This window comes from Metallococcus carri (genome assembly GCF_011440275.1).
GTDB lineage: Bacteria > Actinomycetota > Actinomycetes > Actinomycetales > Dermatophilaceae > Metallococcus > Metallococcus carri.
In genome coordinates this window covers 12,683-29,709 of sequence record NZ_JAAOIV010000008.1, presented here as the reverse complement: position 1 = coordinate 29,709, position 17,027 = coordinate 12,683, and the positions used below count along the sequence as shown (strand labels likewise).

General features: G+C 69.0%; 19 protein-coding genes. 12 read left to right on the top strand and 7 right to left on the bottom strand.

Going from position 1 to position 17,027, the window contains the following annotated elements; all coding sequences use genetic code 11:
• Nucleotides 1-43 precede the first annotated feature (43 nt).
• The 3 genes from asnB (at nt 44) to G9U51_RS11250 (ending at nt 3,557) form a co-directional block, all read left to right on the top strand.
• Complete coding sequence (asnB, locus tag G9U51_RS11260; RefSeq protein ID WP_166197028.1) at nt 44-2,689, top strand: asparagine synthase (glutamine-hydrolyzing); 2,646 nt, start codon at nt 44-46, stop codon at nt 2,687-2,689.
• A gap of 151 nt (nt 2,690-2,840) precedes the next feature.
• Complete coding sequence (locus tag G9U51_RS11255) at nt 2,841-3,104, top strand: F0F1 ATP synthase subunit epsilon (RefSeq protein WP_207948255.1); 264 nt, start codon at nt 2,841-2,843, stop codon at nt 3,102-3,104.
• 15 nt (nt 3,105-3,119) lie between these two features.
• Nucleotides 3,120-3,557: a DUF2550 family protein gene (locus tag G9U51_RS11250; protein ID WP_166197026.1), complete on the top strand. Its 438-nt coding sequence runs from the start codon at nt 3,120-3,122 to the stop codon at nt 3,555-3,557.
• Here G9U51_RS11250 and G9U51_RS11245 read toward each other — a convergent pair.
• Entirely contained in the window at nt 3,554-4,168 is a 615-nt protein-coding gene (locus G9U51_RS11245) for a cob(I)yrinic acid a,c-diamide adenosyltransferase (RefSeq protein ID WP_166197025.1), read from the bottom strand. The genes G9U51_RS11250 and G9U51_RS11245 overlap by 4 nt on opposite strands.
• Before the next feature lie 85 nt (nt 4,169-4,253).
• Here G9U51_RS11245 and G9U51_RS11240 point away from each other — a divergent pair, with 85 nt between their 5' ends.
• Complete coding sequence (locus G9U51_RS11240; RefSeq protein ID WP_166197024.1) at nt 4,254-4,631, top strand: STAS domain-containing protein; 378 nt, start codon at nt 4,254-4,256, stop codon at nt 4,629-4,631.
• Nucleotides 4,632-4,670: 39 nt separating this feature from the next.
• On the opposite strand, the gene G9U51_RS11235 is transcribed toward G9U51_RS11240, so the two are convergent.
• Nucleotides 4,671-6,188 (bottom strand): gamma-glutamyltransferase, encoded by a 1,518-nt coding sequence (locus G9U51_RS11235; RefSeq protein WP_166197023.1) that lies wholly within the window; start codon nt 6,186-6,188, stop codon nt 4,671-4,673.
• A 2-nt stretch (nt 6,189-6,190) separates the two neighbouring features.
• Nucleotides 6,191-6,886: an endonuclease NucS gene (nucS, locus tag G9U51_RS11230; protein ID WP_166197022.1), complete on the bottom strand. Its 696-nt coding sequence runs from the start codon at nt 6,884-6,886 to the stop codon at nt 6,191-6,193.
• Nucleotides 6,887-6,930: 44 nt separating this feature from the next.
• Here nucS and G9U51_RS11225 point away from each other — a divergent pair, with 44 nt between their 5' ends.
• From G9U51_RS11225 to G9U51_RS11215, 3 genes are all read left to right on the top strand, one after another.
• Nucleotides 6,931-8,541 carry a 3-hydroxybutyryl-CoA dehydrogenase gene (locus G9U51_RS11225; RefSeq protein ID WP_166197021.1) on the top strand — a complete coding sequence of 537 codons (1,611 nt, stop codon included), beginning with the start codon at nt 6,931-6,933 and terminating at the stop codon, nt 8,539-8,541.
• Between the two features lie 8 nt (nt 8,542-8,549).
• Nucleotides 8,550-8,849, top strand: coding sequence for a hypothetical protein (locus tag G9U51_RS11220; RefSeq protein ID WP_166197020.1), 300 nt, complete (start codon nt 8,550-8,552; stop codon nt 8,847-8,849).
• A 186-nt stretch (nt 8,850-9,035) separates the two neighbouring features.
• Entirely contained in the window at nt 9,036-9,524 is a 489-nt protein-coding gene (locus G9U51_RS11215) for a DUF4395 domain-containing protein (protein ID WP_166197019.1), read from the top strand.
• Nucleotides 9,525-9,587: 63 nt separating this feature from the next.
• Here the strand turns inward: G9U51_RS11215 and mce are convergent, their stop codons facing one another.
• Nucleotides 9,588-10,043 (bottom strand): methylmalonyl-CoA epimerase, encoded by a 456-nt coding sequence (mce, locus tag G9U51_RS11210; protein ID WP_166197018.1) that lies wholly within the window; start codon nt 10,041-10,043, stop codon nt 9,588-9,590.
• A gap of 52 nt (nt 10,044-10,095) precedes the next feature.
• Here mce and G9U51_RS11205 point away from each other — a divergent pair, with 52 nt between their 5' ends.
• Nucleotides 10,096-11,295, top strand: coding sequence for an acetyl-CoA C-acetyltransferase (locus G9U51_RS11205; RefSeq protein WP_166197017.1), 1,200 nt, complete (start codon nt 10,096-10,098; stop codon nt 11,293-11,295).
• On the top strand, nt 11,295-12,257 hold the full coding sequence (gene meaB / locus G9U51_RS11200) for a methylmalonyl Co-A mutase-associated GTPase MeaB (protein ID WP_166197016.1): 963 nt from the start codon (nt 11,295-11,297) through the stop codon (nt 12,255-12,257). The genes G9U51_RS11205 and meaB overlap by 1 nt, the downstream gene beginning before the upstream one ends.
• A 35-nt stretch (nt 12,258-12,292) precedes the next feature.
• Here the strand turns inward: meaB and G9U51_RS11195 are convergent, their stop codons facing one another.
• The 3 genes from G9U51_RS11195 to G9U51_RS11185 are packed head-to-tail and all read right to left on the bottom strand — an operon-like array spanning nt 12,293 to nt 14,546.
• Nucleotides 12,293-13,168, bottom strand: coding sequence for a 5-oxoprolinase subunit C family protein (locus G9U51_RS11195; RefSeq protein ID WP_166197015.1), 876 nt, complete (start codon nt 13,166-13,168; stop codon nt 12,293-12,295).
• The gene (gene pxpB / locus G9U51_RS11190) at nt 13,165-13,788 is read right to left on the bottom strand and encodes a 5-oxoprolinase subunit PxpB (RefSeq protein ID WP_166197014.1); all 624 of its coding nucleotides are present in this window, start codon (nt 13,786-13,788) and stop codon (nt 13,165-13,167) included. The genes G9U51_RS11195 and pxpB overlap by 4 nt, the downstream gene beginning before the upstream one ends.
• The gene (locus G9U51_RS11185) at nt 13,785-14,546 is read right to left on the bottom strand and encodes a LamB/YcsF family protein (protein WP_166197013.1); all 762 of its coding nucleotides are present in this window, start codon (nt 14,544-14,546) and stop codon (nt 13,785-13,787) included. The genes pxpB and G9U51_RS11185 overlap by 4 nt, the downstream gene beginning before the upstream one ends.
• 43 nt (nt 14,547-14,589) lie before the next feature.
• On the opposite strand from G9U51_RS11185, the gene G9U51_RS11180 reads away from it, so the two are divergent.
• The 3 genes from G9U51_RS11180 (at nt 14,590) to G9U51_RS11170 (ending at nt 17,026) form a co-directional block, all read left to right on the top strand.
• Nucleotides 14,590-15,273, top strand: a complete 684-nt coding sequence (locus G9U51_RS11180; protein WP_166197012.1) for a GntR family transcriptional regulator — start codon at nt 14,590-14,592, stop codon at nt 15,271-15,273.
• Nucleotides 15,274-15,347: 74 nt separating this feature from the next.
• On the top strand, nt 15,348-16,055 hold the full coding sequence (locus G9U51_RS11175; RefSeq protein ID WP_166197011.1) for a DUF969 domain-containing protein: 708 nt from the start codon (nt 15,348-15,350) through the stop codon (nt 16,053-16,055).
• Nucleotides 16,052-17,026, top strand: a complete 975-nt coding sequence (locus G9U51_RS11170) for a DUF979 domain-containing protein (protein WP_166197010.1) — start codon at nt 16,052-16,054, stop codon at nt 17,024-17,026. Before G9U51_RS11175 ends, G9U51_RS11170 begins: the two co-directional genes overlap by 4 nt.
• Nucleotide 17,027: the final 1 nt, after the last annotated feature.

Below are 17,027 nucleotides of genomic sequence, written 5' to 3'. Positions count from 1 at the left end.
GTCCTGTCGGGAGTGCCCAGCCGGCGCCGTTAGGGTTGGCGGCATGTGTGGAATCGTCGGCTATTACGGCCCCGGCGGCAGCGAGCCGATGCTGCGCGCGATGAACGACTGTCAGATCCATCGCGGCCCCGACGGCGAGGGCGTCTTCTTCGACGGACCCGTCGGGCTCGGGCATCGCCGGCTGTCGATCATCGACGTGGCGCACGGCCAGCAGCCGATGACCACGCCGGACGGGCGCTACACGATCGTCTACAACGGCGAGGTCTACAACTATCTCGACCTGCGCGCGGAGCTGGAAGCACTCGGCGTCAGCTTCACCACCGACTCCGACACCGAGGTCGTGCTGCACGCCTTCGCTCAGTGGGGGGCAGCGTCCTTCGACCGGCTGAACGGCATGTGGGGCCTGGCGATCTGGGATGCGACCGAGCAGCGGCTGACGCTGTCGCGCGACCACTTCGGCATCAAGCCGGTCTACCTCGCCCAGTGCGGCGACACCTTCGTCTTCGCCTCGGAGATCAAGTCGATCCTGGCGAGTGGGCTGTATGAGAAGGCGGTCAACGAGCGCACGCTCTACCGCTACCTGCGCTTTCGCATCCACGAGGACGGCCGGGAGACCTTCTTCGCCGGCATCGAGCGGCTGGAGCCGGGCGAGCAGCTCACCATCGACGCGAGCGGCACCCGCCGCGAGCCGTTCACCCGGCTGCGCGAGGAACTCGCCGAGCTCGCCCGTGAACAGCGGCCGTATAACGATGCCGCGGCCGCCGACTACAAGGCGCGGCTGATCGAGGCGGTCCGGCTGCGGCTGCAGTCCGAGGTGCCGGTCGGCACCAGCCTGTCCGGAGGCCTGGACTCCAGCGCCGTCGCGGTGATCATCAACCAGTTGCTCAACGCCGGCGACGAGACCACCAAGGAAGCGGTGGGTGCGCAGCAGAACACCTTCTCCGCCGTCTTCCCCGGCAGCCTCAACGACGAGGAGCAGTATGTCGACGCCGTGCTCGACATCTGCCGCGGTCAGGTCGACGCGCACAAGGTGAAGCCGACCGCCGATGAGTTCAAGGCCGACCTGCGTGACTTCATCCGCACCCAGGAGGAGCCGCTGATCTCCTCGGGTCCCTACGCGCAATACCAGGTGATGCGCGAGGCGACCCAGCATGTCACCGTGCTGCTCGACGGCCAGGGCGCCGACGAGATGATGGCCGGCTATATCCCCTATTACTTCGTCTACCTGCGCCAGTTGCGCGCCCAGGGCGCCAAGGCCGCCGCGCTCGAGCTGTCCAAGAGCCTCGACGTCATCTACCGGCTCGGCCGGTTCAAGCTGCAGGACAAACTCAAGCGCAAGACCGTCATACCGGTCACGCAGTTGCTCAACAGCACCTGGGCGAGCCCGTATGCCGACGAGCGTTTCCCGGTCGAGGGGTCCAACCTCAAGCTGAGGTTGATCCAGGATCTGTTCCACAACTCGCTGCCGTCGCTGCTGCGCTACGAGGACAAGAACACCATGCGGTTCTCCTTGGAGGGGCGCGTGCCCTTCCTGGACAAGGAGGTCGTGAAGTTCATCTTCAGCCTGTCCGACGAGGCGATCATCAAGGACGGCTGGAACAAGCGGGTGCTGCGCGACGCGACCCGCGGGCTGCTGCCGGAGTCGATCAACCGGCGCCGCAACAAGATCGGCTTCACCACGCCGCAGGGCGAGTGGTTCATGCGGTTGAAGAACTACTTCTATGGCGTGTTCCTCTCCGAGTCCTTTGCGAACCGCCCGTATTTCGACCAGAACGAGGTGCTGCACGCCTTCGAGGGCTGGATCAAGGGCACCAACGGCATCGACTCGATGACCTTCTGGCGGTTGCTCAACGTCGAGCTGTGGCTGCGCGAGTTCTTCGACGAGCCGGACCCGGCGGTGCAGGCGCAGCCGCGGATCAAGACCGACCTCGAGCCGAACGCCGACAAGCAGCTCGACCTGGTGACCGCGAGCGGCGAGCAGGTGCGGCGCTATCCGCTGCGCACCGACCTGGTGAACAAGGACACCGACCTCGACGGCTTCGTCACCGCGACCGTCGACCGGTTCTTCGCCCAGCTGCAGGCCGACCCCGAGCACGCCGCGGCGCTGCAGGGCAAGCAGTGGTATCTGTTCATCTCCGAGAAGATCATCGCGATCACCCAGGGGCGGTCCTACTTCATCTGGGACATCAATGTCGGCAAGCCGGCGCGGATCCTGTCCAAATATGTCACCCGCACCCCGGCGGGCATCGGCCTCGGCTCGCCGTTCACCATGCAGCTGGCGATCCAGGAGGCCGGGCTGCCGCGCGTGCTCTACGCCAGCGCCGGCGGAGCGGTCGGCAAGGTGCTCGGCAAGCGCGGGATGTTCTACGAGCTCGTCGGCAACGACATCCGGGCGATCGACGGGCCGACCGAATACTCCGCCTACCCGAGCAATGTCTCGGCCAAGCTGGCGCCGAAAAACCCCGACGAGGTCGCCGCGCGGCTGTCGGAGCAGATCCGGGCGCGCGCGCCGGAGGCCTATCGCGCCGGATTCGCCGGCACCATCGTCATGGACGCCAACGACATCGGCCGCAATGTCCTCGGCGCCGACGTGCCGGGCGACCGGTCGCGGTTCGAGGAGATGTTCGCCGACAACCCGCTCGGCCAGGGATCGGAGCAGACCCCCCTCGCGATCGTCGTGGTGGGCTGAGGCGCTCGCCGGCCACGCCGACCGGGTGCAGCCCCCGGCATACGGGAGGACGCCTGGTCGGGGCACCGGCTCGCGCCCGGTAGACTGCACGGAATCCACCGCCCATGACCGCTCGCCGGTCTGGACACCTCAGGGAGCGCTCGTGAGCAGCATGCAGGTCGATGTCGTCGCCGCTGACCGCAAGGTCTGGGAAGGCGAGGCCAACTCGGTGTACGCCCGCACGGTCGAGGGCGAGCTCGGCATCCTGCCGCAGCACACCCCGCTGCTGTCGGTGCTCGCCGATGGCGCCGAGGTGCGCATCGACCCGACCAATGGCGAGCGCCAGGCGCTCACGGTGAGTGGCGGTTTCATCTCCGTCGACCACAACCGGGTCACCGTCGTCGCCGACCAGATCGAGTCCGGCTCCGCCTCGTAGGGAAGCGATCGGCCGGTGGGTGACTTCCTGAAGTCTTCCGAAGTCGTCCTTGGCCTGCTCGTCGTCTGTGTCATCGTCGCCCTGGCGTGGATCGTCGTGCGGCGGTGGTACCTCACCCACGACCGACACGTCGTCCTGATCGCTCTCGCGCCCGCCGATCCGGCGGGCGCTTGGCATGTCGGTATGGCGCGCATCGGCTCGGCGAAGGTCGAATGGTTCCCCGTGCTCGGGCTCAGCGTGCGGCCGTCACACACCTGGCAGCGGGGCGAACTGGAGCTCGGCGCGCCGATGCCGCCGGCGCCGAGGCCACCCGCGGTGTTGCAGGACCCGGTGGCGGTGAAGGCCGTGACGAGCGAGGGCACGGTGCGGCTGGCGATGGCGTCCTCGGACTACACCGTGCTGCGGTCGTGGTCGGAGTCGGCGCCGCCGGGCAGCACGGTGCACCTGGCTTAGCCGCGTTCGCCGCCCGGCACCCACAGGGTGTCGCCGCCGCGCGCGAGGTTGGCATGCCGGCCGAGCAGGAAGAGCAGATCGGACAGCCGGTTGAGATAGGTCGCGGTGAGCGGGTTGACCCCGCCGACGCCCTTGGCGGACCCGGCCGGCGCTTCATCGGTGCCGTAGGTCTCGATCGCCGCCCAGGCCGAGCGCTCGGCCCGGCGGGCGACGGTGCGGGCCACGTGCAGGTGGGCGGCGCCGATCGAGCCGCCCGGCAGGATGAACGAGCGCAGCGGCTCCAGGTCCTCGTTGAAGCGGTCGCAATCGGCCTCGATCTGGTCGATCCATTGCGGCAGCACGCGCAGCGGCGGGTGCTCCGGCTCGGCCACGAGTGGGGTGCACAGGTCCGCGCCGACGTCGAAGAGATCGTTCTGCACCCGGGTGAGGACCGTCGTCACCTCGTCGTCGAGGTCACCGGAGGCGATCGCGACACCGATGACGCTGTTGGTCTCGTCGGTGTCGGCGTAGGCCACCAGCCGCGGGTCGTTCTTGGAGGTCCGGCTGAAGTCGCCGAGCGCCGTGGTGCCCTGGTCGCCGGTGCGGGTGTAAATGCGGCTGAGGATGACCATGAGCTCGATCGTGCCACGGCGTGGCGCCTGGCCGGATCCGGGCCCCGCGTGCATCAATAGATGGCACGCCAATGGGGAGGTGGGTATGCCGCTGTACGCACGTGAGGCGGTGCTGCGAGCGCTGCCGGTTTTTCGGGCGACCGAGACGGTGCCCGGGCGGGTCGTGCTCGTGCAAGGAGCGATCGACCATCGCTCCGCGGCGGCGTTGCGCGCGGTGCTGATGCATGCCGAGGCCGGTGGCCAGGGCGAACTCACTCTCGACCTGACCTGCTGCGAGATCGGCGACTCGACCGGCCTCGGGGTCATCGTCGGTGCCCATCACCGGATGCAACTCGGCGGGCGCAAACTCGTGCTCACCTCGCTGTCACCGCGCACGCTGCGGCTGCTGCGGGTGACCGGCCTGCACCGGGTGCTCTGGCACACCGACGCCCACAGCTCGGCGAGCACCTCCCTCCCGGCCTAGGCGGTTCTTTCGCCGGTTGCGGCAGGCGCGCCTCGAAATTCAGCCGACCGCGGTGGCGGCCGCGCGGCGGGGGTCCGCCGCAGCCTGGAGTTCACCACCCGGCAGCAGCGTCGCGGCGCCGACGCCACCGAAGTACATCGAGTGCGGGTCGTGCTCGACGATCGTGGCGTCGGATGCCGAAAGCGCCTGTGCCGCAGCGGGATAGGGCTCAGTGTCGATGACGAACGCGTCACCCGGGCGCACGTGCAGGCGGGGCGCATCGACCGATTCCTGCAGGGGTCGCTCCTCCAGGCAGTAGTGCGCCAGCACCTGCATCAGCGCCGTGGTGATGCGGTCCGCACCCGGGCTGCCCACCGCGAGCACCCGGCCGTCGCGGTGCCGAGCGGTCGTCGGCGCCATATTGGAGGCGATCCGCGTGCCGGGCGGCAGCGCATGGAAGCCGCGCCGGTTGAGCTCGGGCTCACCGAGACAGTTGTTGAGCACCAACCCCGTGCCCGGGACGGTGATGCCGGAGGAGTACCCGGCCGAGGAGGTGACCGCGCACGCCATACCGTCACTGTCGACGACTGAGACGTGCGCGGTGTCCTTGGAGGTGGGCAGGGTGCGAAGGTCGTTGCCCTCCAACGCTTTCAGCAGCTCGACACCCGCCGCCTCGAGGTCCTCGGCGACGTCGAGGCGGTCGCTGCGATAGCTGCCCACCTCGCGCTGGATGCGCAGGATCTCCTCTGGGGAGCTGCCGCGTCGCTGCAGCAGTCGCAGCATGGTCGCCAGCACCGGGCCGCCGATCGAGGGTGGGGGATTGGTGGCCGTGCGCCACTCACCGAGTGCGTCCTGCGTCGCCCTGCGCGCAATCGGCCGGTATGCCGTGAGGTCGGCTAGCGTGATCAACCCGCCCTCGGCGTCCATCTGGTCGGCCAGAGCGCGACCGAGCTCGCCGCCATACAGCGCTGAAACGCCTTGTGTCGCAATGACTTCCAGCGCGTCGGCGAGTTCGGGTGAGCGCATCAGCGCGCCGGTGTCGGCCGGCGCGTCGTCGACGAAATAGGCGGCGCGGGTCTGCGGGTCGAAACCGAACAGCGCCTCCCCGACGATCTGCAGGTATGACGCCGCCGCCGAGCCCAGCCGATAGCCCTGGCGCGCGACGTTGATCGCCGGTTCGCACACGGCCCGCCACGGCACCTGCCCGAACCGGCGGTGTGCCTCGGCAAAACCGGCGAACGCGCCTGGCGTTGCAGCCGATCCGGCGCCCGCGAAGATCGTGATGCCACCGCCGTAGGCGAGGTTGAGCTCGAGCATCCCGTGGCCGAAGCGCGACTGCGGCAGGCCCCGCCCGGGCATCTCGCAGTTGGCGTCGATGACGACCGGATCACCGTCGGCGGGCCAGACGTTGACGAAGGCTCCGCCGAGGGCCGAGACGACGCCGGGCTCGCTGACATAGGTCACCAGCATCGCGGCGATCGCCGCGTCGACCGGCGAGCCGCCCAGATGCGTGATGTCTGAACCTGCTTGTGCCGCAAGGGCATTCGGAGCAGCGACGGCGACGCGACGGGTCGGCATACTCAAAACAGCCTGGACTCGGTGTCGTCCATGCCCTTGAGCGCTTCATAGTCCAGGGTCACGCAACGGATCCCACGATCCTCGGCCAGCACGCGCGCCTGTGGCTTGATCAGCTGGGCGGCGAAGACGCCCGTGACCGGCGCGAGATGCGGGTCGCGGTTGAGCAGCTCGAGGTAGCGGGTGAGTTGTTCGACGCCGTCGATGTCACCGCGGCGCTTGATCTCGACGGCCACGGTCATGCCGGTCGCGTCTCGGCAGACGATGTCGACCGGGCCGATCGCGGTCATATATTCGCGGCGGATGAGCGAGTAGCCGGTGCCGAGGGTTTCGATGTGCTCGGCGAGCAGCGCCTGCAGTTGCGCTTCGACGCCATCCTTGACCAGGCCGGGGTCGATGCCGAGGTCGTGCGCGCTGTCGTGGTGCACCCGGTGGATGCGGATGCGCAAGTGGTCCTCGGATTTGGCGTGCTGCACCAGCCAGACCGATTGCACGCCCTCCTCGGTCTCGTCCTCGGTCGGTGCGATCTCGGCCATCGAGCACGGCGGCGACATCCAGTTCAGCGGCTTGTAGGAGCCGCCGTCGCTGTGCACCAGCACCGAACCGTCGGCCTTGACCATGAGCAACCGGGTCGCGAGCGGCAGGTGGGCGGTCAGCCGCCCCAGGTAGTCCACGCTGCACTCCGCAATCACCACTCGCACGGGCGGCAGGATACGCGCGATCGCGGTCTGGGAAACTTCCTGGCATGACCGTTGAGATCCAGACCGTCGGTGTGATCGGCCTCGGCACCATGGGTGCGGGCATCGTGGAGGTGTTCGCCAAGGCGGGGCTGCGGGTGATCGCCGTGGACGGCTCGCCCGAGCTCGCCGAGCGTGGCAAGGGGTTCCTCACTCGCTCGCTCGACCGCGCCGTCGAGCGTGGCCGGCTGGAGCAGAGCGCCCGGGATGCCGCGCTGGAGGCGGTGACCTTCAGCGCCGAACTCGCCGACCTCGCGCCGGTGGACCTGGTGATCGAGGCGGTGCCCGAGCGCCTGGAGATCAAGACCTCGATCTTCGCCTCGGTCGACGAAATCGTGCGCGAAGACGCGATCATCGCCTCCAACACCTCCTCCCTGTCGCTGACCGCAATCGCGGCCGCGACCAAGCACCCGCAGCGGGTGGTCGGCATGCACTTCTTCAACCCGGCGCCGGTGCTCAAACTCGTCGAGGTCATCACCACAGTGCTCGTCGACGACGAGGTGGTCGAGGCCGTGCGGTCGCTCGCCGAGCGCCTCGGCAAGCAGCCGGTCGTCGTGCGCGACCGGGCGGGCTTCGTCGCCAATGCGCTGCTCATCACCTATCTCGCTCGCGCGATCCGCACCTACGAGACCGGGCATGTCAGCCGCGAGGACTTGGACGACGCGGCACGGATCGGTCTCGGGTTGCCGATGGGTCCGCTCACCCTGGCCGACCTGATCGGCCTCGATGTGGTCAAGGAGGTCTGCGACGTCCTGTATGCCGCCACCAAGGAGCCTTCCGCTGCTCCTCCCGCCCTCCTGGAGCAGCTCGTCACCGCGGGACACCTGGGCCGCAAGACCGGACGTGGGTTCTACAACTACGACAAACCCGGCTCCGGAACGGTGACCGATGCGCCCGAGCCGTCCGCGGAACCCGTTGCGGCACAAAGCGTTTCGATCATCGGCGAGGGGCCTGTCGCCGAGGAACTCGGGAAGGTGCTGCGAGACGGCGGGGTGAGCGTCACGGCATACGGCAGGACGTCCGAGGACCTGCCGCACGATGCCGAGGTCGCGTTCGTGGTCGGGGACGAGGTGACCGAGGACGAGGACGACGCGTGGTTCGTCGAGGCGATCGCCGCGCTGCCGGCCACCGCCGTGGTCGCCTGCCTCGACGGACTGGCGCAGCTGGCGGTCACCGGCTATCTCGAGGACGGAGCGCAGATGGCCAGTCTGCAACTGCACGGGGCCACCAAGGCCGGGCAGATCGCCGAGATCGCCCGCCCGCTCGGCGCCGACGACGCGGCGATCGACCGGCTCGCGGACACCCTGCGCGCCGCCGGGCTGCGCACGATCGTCGCGCGCGACCGCGCCGGCCTGGTCGTGGACGCGCTGCTGCTGCCGCAGATCAACGACGCGGTGCGGATGCTGGATGCGGGTTATGCCAGCGTCGAGGACATCGACACCGCGATGACGGCGGGCTGCGGCTATCCGCAGGGGCTGTTCGCGTATGCCGATCAGTTGGGTGCCGCGGAGGTCTCGCTCGGTCTGCAGGACATGTATGACGAGACGGGCGAGCCGGGGTTGCGGCCCTCGCCCTTGCTCGACGAACACGCCGCGGCCGGGCTGCCGTTCCGCGACTGAGCCGACACATGCCGCGCCGTCCGCGCCGACGCCCGCAGCCCTCGCGGGGCGACATCTCACGCGTCCTGGAGACCGGGATGCGGGTGGAGAGCTACGCGGGGCAGCGGTGGAATGTGCGGCCGGTGCGCGGCAACGACTCGGGCCGGGTGTACGTCTGTCCCGGCTGCTCGCAACAGTTGCCGGCCTCGATCGCGCATGTGGTGGTGTGGCCCGCGGAGGGCCTCGGGGATGTCTCGGACCGGCGGCACTGGCACACCACGTGCTGGGCGGCGCGCGATCGTCGGCCGCCCCGCGGCTCCTACCGCTGAGCGGCTACTCATCACCGCCCGAGCGGGCAGTTGTCGCCGGGCGACGATCAAGCGACCGATCTTCCGAGCGCGCGAGGGGGATCGGAGCGTTGAGGAGTCGGCGAGAAAGAATTTCGTCGCGCGAGCGGGCCCTTCCGTGCGCAACGCGGCGTTATCGGACGACATACCAACGCTTATGCTTGCGACATGACAATCGTCGGTTTCCCCAACCCGGTCAACGAGAAGGCGGCCCGCGTGGTGGCCACCGGGGTGCTGGTGATGAGCGTGGTCACCGCTGCCACCGGCTGGTGGTGGCTGCTGGTGCCGCTGGTCTACGGGTTCGTCGCGCGGGTGGTCGCGGGCCCGCGCCTTAGCCCGCTCGGACAGTTCGCGACGCGTGTCGTTTCGCCGCGGTTGGGCGCCCCGAAGCTGGTGCCGGGGCCGCCGAAGCGTTTCGCGCAGGCGGTCGGCGTGTGCTTCTCGGTGGCGGCGGCGGTGTTGGCGCTCAGCGGTCTGGGCACGGCGGCCGCGGTCGTGCTCGCGGTGCTTGCCGTCTTCGCAGCCCTGGAGTCGATCGTCGGGTTCTGTGCTGGCTGCTTCGTCTTCGGCCTGCTGATGCGGGCGGGGGTTATTCCGGAGGAGACCTGCGAGGCCTGCGCCGACATCCGGCTGCGCCGCCCGGTAGCTACCGGCTAGGTGAGACCCGGGCGGTGAAGAGTGCCCGCTCGGGCGGTGAAGAGTGCCCGCTCGGGTAGTGGATCAGTGGGGGTCGGGGGAGGCCGCGGGCTCGACGAGTTCGACGAGCACGCCGCCAGCGTCCTTGGGGTGGATGAAGTTGATCCGGCTGCCGGCCGTGCCACCCCGCGGGTCGTCATACAGCAAGCGAAGTCCCTTGTCCCGCAAGACTTTTGACACTTCGTCGACCGAGCCGACCCGATAGGCGAGCTGCTGTATGCCGGGCCCGCTGCGGTCCAGGAATTTGCCGATCGAGGAGTCCGGCGTCAGCGGCGCGAGCAACTGGATGTGCGCATGCGGCGCGGCCGGATCGCCCACCGTCATCATCGCTTCGGCGACGCCCTGCTCTTCATTGACCTCGCGGTGCGCCAAGGTCATTGCGAAGGTGTCCTCGTAGAACGCGATGGCGGTGTCAAGGTCGGCGACGGCGATGCCGACATGGTCGAGGGCGTCGAACAGATGGGTCGGCAGGGCGCTCATAGTGCTCAGATTAGAGTGGGTGCACCACCGATGTCGCTGGAGGAGCACCCGCATGACCACGGACAACACCCCGGTTCTCGTCGCCGGCGCCCGCACCCCGATGGGCCGCTTGCTCGGTTCGCTGAAGGATTTCAGCGGTTCCGACCTCGGCGGCCTGGCGATCAAGGGCGCTCTGGACAAGGCCGGTGTCTCCGGCGAGCAGGTCGACTACGTGATCATGGGCCAGGTGCTCACCGCCGGTGCTGGGCAGATCCCGGCGCGGCAGGCGGCCGACAAGGGCGGCATCCCGATGACGGTGCCAGCGCTCACGATCAACAAGGTGTGTCTGTCCGGCATCGACGCGATTGCGTTGGCAGCTCAGCTGATTCGCGCCGGCGAGTTCGAGACCGTGGTCGCCGGCGGTCAGGAGTCGATGAGCCAGGCCCCGCATCTGCTCACCGGTTCGCGCGAGGGATTCAAATATGGCGACGTCACCATGCGCGACCACATGGCGTATGACGGTCTCTGGGATGTCTTCACCGAGCAGGCGATGGGCAGCCTGACTGAGTCGGCCAACACCGGTCAGCAGCAGTTCACCCGCGAGCAGCAGGACGCGTTCTCTGCGCGCAGCCACCAGCGCGCCGCGGCCGCGTGGAAGGACGGCCTCTTCGACGACGAGGTCGTCTCCGTGAGCATCCCGCAGCGCAAGGGCGACGCCCTGGAGTTCAAGTCCGACGAGGGCATCCGCGCCGACACCACGACCGAGTCGTTGGCCAAGCTGCGCCCGGCCTTCAGCAAGGACGGCACGATCACCGCCGGGTCGGCCTCGCAGATCTCCGATGGCGCCTGCGCGGTCGTGGTGATGAGCAAGGCGAAGGCAGAATCGTTGGGGCTCAACTGGATTGCCGAGATCGGTGCGCATGGAGTGGTCGCCGGCCCCGACTCGACCCTGCAGTCCCAGCCGGCCAACGCGATCGCCAAGGCGTGCGCGAAGGAGGGCATCTCGCCCTCCGACCTCGACCTGGTCGAGATCAATGAGGCCTTCGCTGCCGTCGGGCTCGCGTCCACCCAGCAGCTGGGGCTGGACGAGGAGAAGGTCAACGTCAACGGCGGAGCGATCGCTCTGGGCCACCCGATCGGTATGTCGGGTGCGCGCATCACACTGCACCTCGCCCTGGAGTTGGCTCGCCGAGGCGGCGGCGTGGGTGCCGCTGCCCTCTGCGGTGGCGGCGGCCAGGGTGATGCGCTGATCATTCGCGTGCCGAAGTCCTGATGGCGCGACGCCCGGTCGACGTCCCCTCCCTGGTCGAGGCGGCACGTGCGGGGTCGCCGCGTGCGGTGGCCCGGCTGATCACCCTGGTCGAGAACGCTTCTCCCGCCCTGCGCGAGGTGATGGCCGCGCTCGCGCCCTACACCGGCACGGCGTCGATCATCGGGCTGACCGGCTCGCCGGGAGTGGGCAAGTCGACGACGACGAGCGCGCTCGTGCGCGCGTATCGCGAGCAGGGCAAACGGGTCGGCGTGCTCGCGGTCGACCCGTCGTCACCGTTCTCCGGTGGTGCCCTTCTCGGCGACCGAATCCGGTTGGGGGAGCACGCTCTCGACCCAGAGGTGTACGTGCGATCGATGGCGTCGCGCGGCCATCTGGGTGGCCTGTCGTGGGCGACCCCGCAGGCGCTGCGCGTGCTGGATGCGGCTGGGTGTGAGGTGATCCTGCTCGAGACGGTCGGCGTCGGCCAGTCCGAGGTCGAGGTGGCCGGGCTCGCCGACACGGTGATGGTGCTGCTCGCCCCGGGCATGGGGGACGGCATCCAGGCGGCGAAGGCGGGCATCCTCGAGATCGGTGACCTGTTCGTGGTCAACAAGGCCGACCGCGACGGCGCCGACGCCACCGTGCGCGACTTGCGCTACATGATCAGCCTGGCCGAGGGACGCGAAGCCGGCGAATGGCGACCGGTGGTCGACAAGCTGGTCGCCGAGCGCGGCGAAGGCTTGGAGGAGGTGCTTGGCTCGATCGCCAAACACCGCGCCTGGCTGGAGTCCTCGGGTGAGCTCGGGCACCGTCGCCGGCGCCGCGCCGAGGACGAGATCGAGGCGATTGCGGTGGCGCAGTTGCGTTCTCGGATGGGCGAGGTCGACCGGGGAGAGGGTATGACGCAGCTTGCGCAGCAGGTCGCCTCGGGCGAGCTCGACGCCTATCGGGCGGCTGACGAACTGCTGGCCAAGCTGCCCTGAGAGCGCATCGCGCTGCCTGGTTGCGGCTGCTCGGTTCAGCGCCAGCCCGCAGCCTGGCTGGTGAAGCGGACCCGCCGACCGGGCTCGGTCTGGGCGAGCGCGTCGAGGTCGGCGTCGGTCACCACCGCGATCACCGGGTAACCGCCGGTCACCGGGTGATCGGCAAGGAACACGATCGGTTGCCCGGACGGCGGCACCTGGATCGCGCCGCGCACCTGGCCCTCACTCGCGAGTTCGCCTGTGCGACAGCGGCGTAGCTCGGGGCCGGCAAGGCGCATGCCGACCCGGTTGAGCTCGCAGGTGACTTCCCAGGGCGTGCGGAGGAAGTCGCGGATGGCCTCGGGGGTGAACCAGTCGTCGCGAGGGCCGAGGACGACGCGGACGGCGCGGTCGCGTCCACCCCAGCTGCCGGTGTCCACCACGTCGACCTGCGCGGTGCTCGGCTCGGCCGCGGGATGCACGGAGAGCAGGTCGCCGTCGGCCACGGGCGCGGGACCGAGCCCGTTGGTTGGATCGCTGCTCGCGCTGCCGTAGAGCCGCGATGCCGCGAGGCCGCCCTGCACGGCGAGATAGGACCACAACCCCTGCGCTGGTCGCCCCAGGTCGAGCACATCGCCAGCGTGCAGGGTCAGGGCACGACGCATCGCGACCTGAGCACCGTTGAGCCGCAACGGAAGCGGCGCCCCGGTCACCGCGACCGTGACCGCACCCTCGGCGGCCAGGCGCAGACCGCCGAGCAGCGTTTCGACGGCCGGTGCGGCCTCGTCATTGCCGAGGATGCGGTTGGCCAGGCGCAGCGAGCCGCGATCGACCGCACCCCCTTGGCTCACGCCCACGTCGGCATGGCCCGGCCGTCCGAGATCCTGCACGGTGGCGGAAAGACCGGGTGACAGCACGCGCAACCCCGTCATACGTCCCGCTCCACGAAGGTCACCCGAGTGCCTGGGCGCAGCAACGCGGGCGGGTCGCGTTCGGCGTCCCAGAGGCGCAGGTCGGTGTGGCCGATGAGTTGCCAGCCGCCCGACGATGCGTGCGGGTAGACGCCGGAGAACTCGCCGGCGAGTCCGACCGAACCAGCCGGGATGCGGGTGCGCGGCGAGTCGCGACGGGGCACCTCGAGGCCGCCCTCACTGCCGATGAGATAGCCGAATCCCGGTGCGAATCCTCCGAATTCGACGGTCCACAACTGTCCCGTATGCCGTCGCACGACCTCCTCGCGGCTGATGCCGAGCGTGTCCGCTACCTCGTCAAGATCGGCACCGTCGTAGACGACCTCGATCGTGAGCTCGGCGGTGTCACCGCCCGCCGACCCGGTGGTCGGCGCCTCGGCGAAGACTCGACGCAGCCGGTCGGCCACCGGCTGCAGGGCCGTGCCGCGTGCCAGGCGGACCAGGACCGTCGTCGCGGCTGGGACCTGCTCGACGACTCCCGGCAACTGCGCCGCGCGAAGGGCTGCATCGAAGCGGCGCCGCTCATCGGCGTCGTCGAGCTCGACTAAGATCGCGCGATCGCCGCAGGGCAGCAGTCTCATGTCACAAACGACCGCAGCGAGACTCCCGCGGTGGTGAGCCGCTCACGCACCGCATTGGCCATCGCGACCGCGCCCTCGGAGTCACCATGCAGGCAGATCGAATCTGCTTCCACCGCAACGGGATTGCCGTCGATGTCCACGACCCGCTGCTCGGTCACCATGAGCAGCACCCGATCGGCCACCTGTTGCGGGTCGTGCAGGACGGCACCGGGCTCACGCCGTGACACGAGCTGCCCGCCGGGGGTGTAGGCCCGGTCAGCGAAGGCTTCACGGACCGGCCGCATCCCCGCGTCCTCGGCAGCGCGCAGGAGCGCAGACCCGGGTAGTCCCAGCACCGGCAGCGTGTCGCGATAATCGCGCACCGCACGCACCACGGCCTCGGCCTGCGCCTCATGCTCCACGGCGGCGTTGTAGAGCGCCCCGTGCGGCTTCACATAGGAGACCTCGCCACCGACGGTCCGCGCGATGCCGTCCAGGGCAGCGAGCTGGTAGAGCACGTCGGCATACAGATCCTCGGGCTCAACGTCGATGAACCGGCGGCCGAACCCGGCGAGATCGCGATAGCCCACCTGCGCCCCGATCCGCACCCCCGCCGCGACAGCGTCCCGGCAGGTTGTGACGAGCGTGCGCGGATCGCCGGCGTGGAAGCCGCAGGCGACATTGGCGGAGGTGACGATCCGCAGCAGTGCCGCGTCGTCGCCGAGGGTCCAGCGCCCGAACGACTCCCCGAGGTCGGCGTTGAGATCTACAGTGGGCATAGCAAGATTGTTCAACAACATGCCGCCATGTCAAGGGGGAGTGATGGCCCAGCCAGCGGTGGGATCGGTCGTGGAGACCCTCCGGCAACGGATCCTCGACGGCGCGATGGCCCCGGGTGACCGGCTCGATGAGGTGCGGCTGGGCGGCGAGCTCGAGGTCTCGCGCAACACCTTGCGGGAGGCCTTCCGGGTGCTCGAGCACGAGCATGTCATCGAGCACCGGCCGCACCGCGGAGTGTTCGTACGCAGGCTCACGGCACGCGAGGCGCGCGAGGTCTATGCCATGCGGCGGCTGGTCGAGCCCGGCGCGCTGCGGGAGGCTGCGGTCCGGCGATTGGCGGCTCAGCAGCTCCCCACCGCGGAGCAGGGACCGTTCGAAAGAGCTTGGGAGAGAGCGGTTTCGGAGGTTGTCCGCGCCGTCGGCCAGGGTCAGTCGGGTGTGCGAGCCGGTGACTTCGGCGCGGTCGGCACGGCGAATGGCCGATTCCATCTCGCGGTCGCCGCGCTCTCGGGCAATGACGTCATCGTGCGCACCGTGCGACAGCTGCTCACCGAGATGCGCTTGCTCTTCCTGGTCGCGGATTCGGCCCGCGATGTGCATGCGCGCTATGTCGAGGACAACCGCAGGATCGCCGACCTCATTGTCGCCGGCGAGCTGGTCCGGGCCTCCGTTGCGATGGAGGACTATCTCTTCCGGGCCGAGCGGCACCTCTTGTCAGATTGTTGAACAATCCCTAGCCTGCACGAGATCACGTCGTGGCACGCGCCGCGACACCCTCACACCCCGGGAGGCGCAGGACCATGTGGGTTCTTCTCGCCGTGGCGGTCGTCGTCGTCGGCTTCGCGTTGCGGCTCAACGCGATGCTCGTCGTCACCGTCGCGGGCATCGTCGCCGGCCTGATCGCGCGGCTGTCACCCCGCGAGATCGTCGAGGCTTTCGGCACCGGTTTCGCCGGATCTCGCTCCGTCACCGTCTTCATCGTCGCGCTGCCGGTCATCGGTCTGATCGAGCGGATGGGACTGCAGCATCAGGCCCGGAGGTTGATCGGCAGGTTGCGCGGTATGACGACCGGCCGGCTGCTTGCGACCTATCTGTTCATCCGGCAGGGGACGGCCGCGTTGGGGTTGACCTCGATCGGTGGTCCCGCCCAGGCCGTGCGCCCGATCATCGCGCCGATGGCCGAAGCCGCCGCGGAGAAGTCGCATGGCACCCTCACCGAGCGGATGCGCGAGAAGGTGCGTTCGTATGCCGCGTCAGCCGACACCGTCGGGCTGTTCTTCGGTGAAGACATCTTCGTGGCCGTCGGATCCATCCTGCTCATCACCGGGTTCGTCGACACGACCTACGGGCTGAAGCTTGAGGCGATCAACATCGCGCTGTGGGCGATCCCAACGGCGTTGTGCGCGTTCGCGATTCACGGTTTCCGGATGCTGCGGTTCGACACCCAACTGCGCCGTCTGGCGGCGACCGGCGACAGCGCGGAAACCGAGAAGGGTGCGGGCGCATGATCAAGATCGAGTGGTTCTACTGGCTGTGCGCCGCCCTCTTCCTGGTCGTCGCGGTGATCCGGTTGCTCGACACGGGCGACCGCAAGCGCTTCGGCAGCGCGGCCTTCTGGGCGATCCTCGCCTTCACCTTCGTCTACGGCACCTTCGTGGTGAACAAGTCCGGCAGTGCGCTGGTCGAGGGCATCGCGGTGCTCGCCCTGGCGGCGCTCGCCGGGTGCGGCTTCCCGGGTCGTGGCTCGGCCGAGTCGGTGACGGAGGAACAGAAGGAAGCCTCCGCGCGGCGCTTCGGCAACAAGCTGTTCATCCCCGCCCTGCTGATCCCGCTCATCGCGGTGATCTTCGGCGCCGTCCTGAAGAACACCACGATCGGCGGCACCCGCCTGCTCGAGGAAGGTTCGGCCACGATCATCGGTCTGGGCGTTGCCTCCCTGGTCGCCCTGGTCGCCGGCATGGCGATCATCAAGGTCGGCAACCCGATGGTGCCGATGCGCGAGGGGGACCGGTTGCTCGGGCACATCGGCTGGGCCGCGATCCTGCCGCAATTCCTCGCCACCCTCGGTCTGTTGTTCAACCAGGCGGGTGTCGGCAAGGCGGTCGGTGAGGTCACCGGCAAGGTGCTGCCACACGGGCTGCTGTTGCCGAGCGTCATCGTCTACTGCGTCGGTATGGCGGTCTTCACGATCATCATGGGCAATGCCTTCGCGGCCTTCCCGGTGATGACCGCGGCGATCGGCTGGCCGTTGCTCGTCCAGCAGTTCCACGGCAATCCGCCGGCCGTCTTCGCGGTCGGCATGCTGGCCGGCTTCTGTGGGACGCTCGTCACCCCGATGGCGGCGAACTTCAACCTCGTGCCCGCGGCCCTGCTCGAGCTCAAGGATCAGTACGGCCCGATCAAGGCACAGATCCCGACGGCGATCCCGCTGCTGCTGTGCAACATCGTGATCATGTATCTCTTCTGCTTCCCGAGGTGAA

Bases quoted from the DNA above. Each gene is read 5' to 3' on its own strand.
- asnB (WP_166197028.1), top strand. From the start codon at position 44: ATGTGTGGAATCGTCGGCTATTACGGCCCCGGCGGCAGCGAGCCGATG.
- G9U51_RS11255 (WP_207948255.1), top strand. From the start codon at position 2,841: ATGCAGGTCGATGTCGTCGCCGCTGACCGCAAGGTCTGGGAAGGCGAG.
- G9U51_RS11245 (WP_166197025.1), bottom strand. From the start codon at position 4,168: ATGGTCATCCTCAGCCGCATTTACACCCGCACCGGCGACCAGGGCACC.
- G9U51_RS11240 (WP_166197024.1), top strand. From the start codon at position 4,254: ATGCCGCTGTACGCACGTGAGGCGGTGCTGCGAGCGCTGCCGGTTTTT.
- G9U51_RS11235 (WP_166197023.1), bottom strand. From the start codon at position 6,188: ATGCCGACCCGTCGCGTCGCCGTCGCTGCTCCGAATGCCCTTGCGGCA.
- G9U51_RS11225 (WP_166197021.1), top strand. From the start codon at position 6,931: ATGACCGTTGAGATCCAGACCGTCGGTGTGATCGGCCTCGGCACCATG.
- G9U51_RS11220 (WP_166197020.1), top strand. From the start codon at position 8,550: ATGCCGCGCCGTCCGCGCCGACGCCCGCAGCCCTCGCGGGGCGACATC.
- G9U51_RS11215 (WP_166197019.1), top strand. From the start codon at position 9,036: ATGACAATCGTCGGTTTCCCCAACCCGGTCAACGAGAAGGCGGCCCGC.
- mce (WP_166197018.1), bottom strand. From the start codon at position 10,043: ATGAGCGCCCTGCCGACCCATCTGTTCGACGCCCTCGACCATGTCGGC.
- G9U51_RS11205 (WP_166197017.1), top strand. From the start codon at position 10,096: ATGACCACGGACAACACCCCGGTTCTCGTCGCCGGCGCCCGCACCCCG.
- meaB (WP_166197016.1), top strand. From the start codon at position 11,295: ATGGCGCGACGCCCGGTCGACGTCCCCTCCCTGGTCGAGGCGGCACGT.
- G9U51_RS11195 (WP_166197015.1), bottom strand. From the start codon at position 13,168: ATGACGGGGTTGCGCGTGCTGTCACCCGGTCTTTCCGCCACCGTGCAG.
- pxpB (WP_166197014.1), bottom strand. From the start codon at position 13,788: ATGAGACTGCTGCCCTGCGGCGATCGCGCGATCTTAGTCGAGCTCGAC.
- G9U51_RS11185 (WP_166197013.1), bottom strand. From the start codon at position 14,546: ATGCCCACTGTAGATCTCAACGCCGACCTCGGGGAGTCGTTCGGGCGC.
- G9U51_RS11180 (WP_166197012.1), top strand. From the start codon at position 14,590: ATGGCCCAGCCAGCGGTGGGATCGGTCGTGGAGACCCTCCGGCAACGG.
- G9U51_RS11175 (WP_166197011.1), top strand. From the start codon at position 15,348: ATGTGGGTTCTTCTCGCCGTGGCGGTCGTCGTCGTCGGCTTCGCGTTG.
- G9U51_RS11170 (WP_166197010.1), top strand. From the start codon at position 16,052: ATGATCAAGATCGAGTGGTTCTACTGGCTGTGCGCCGCCCTCTTCCTG.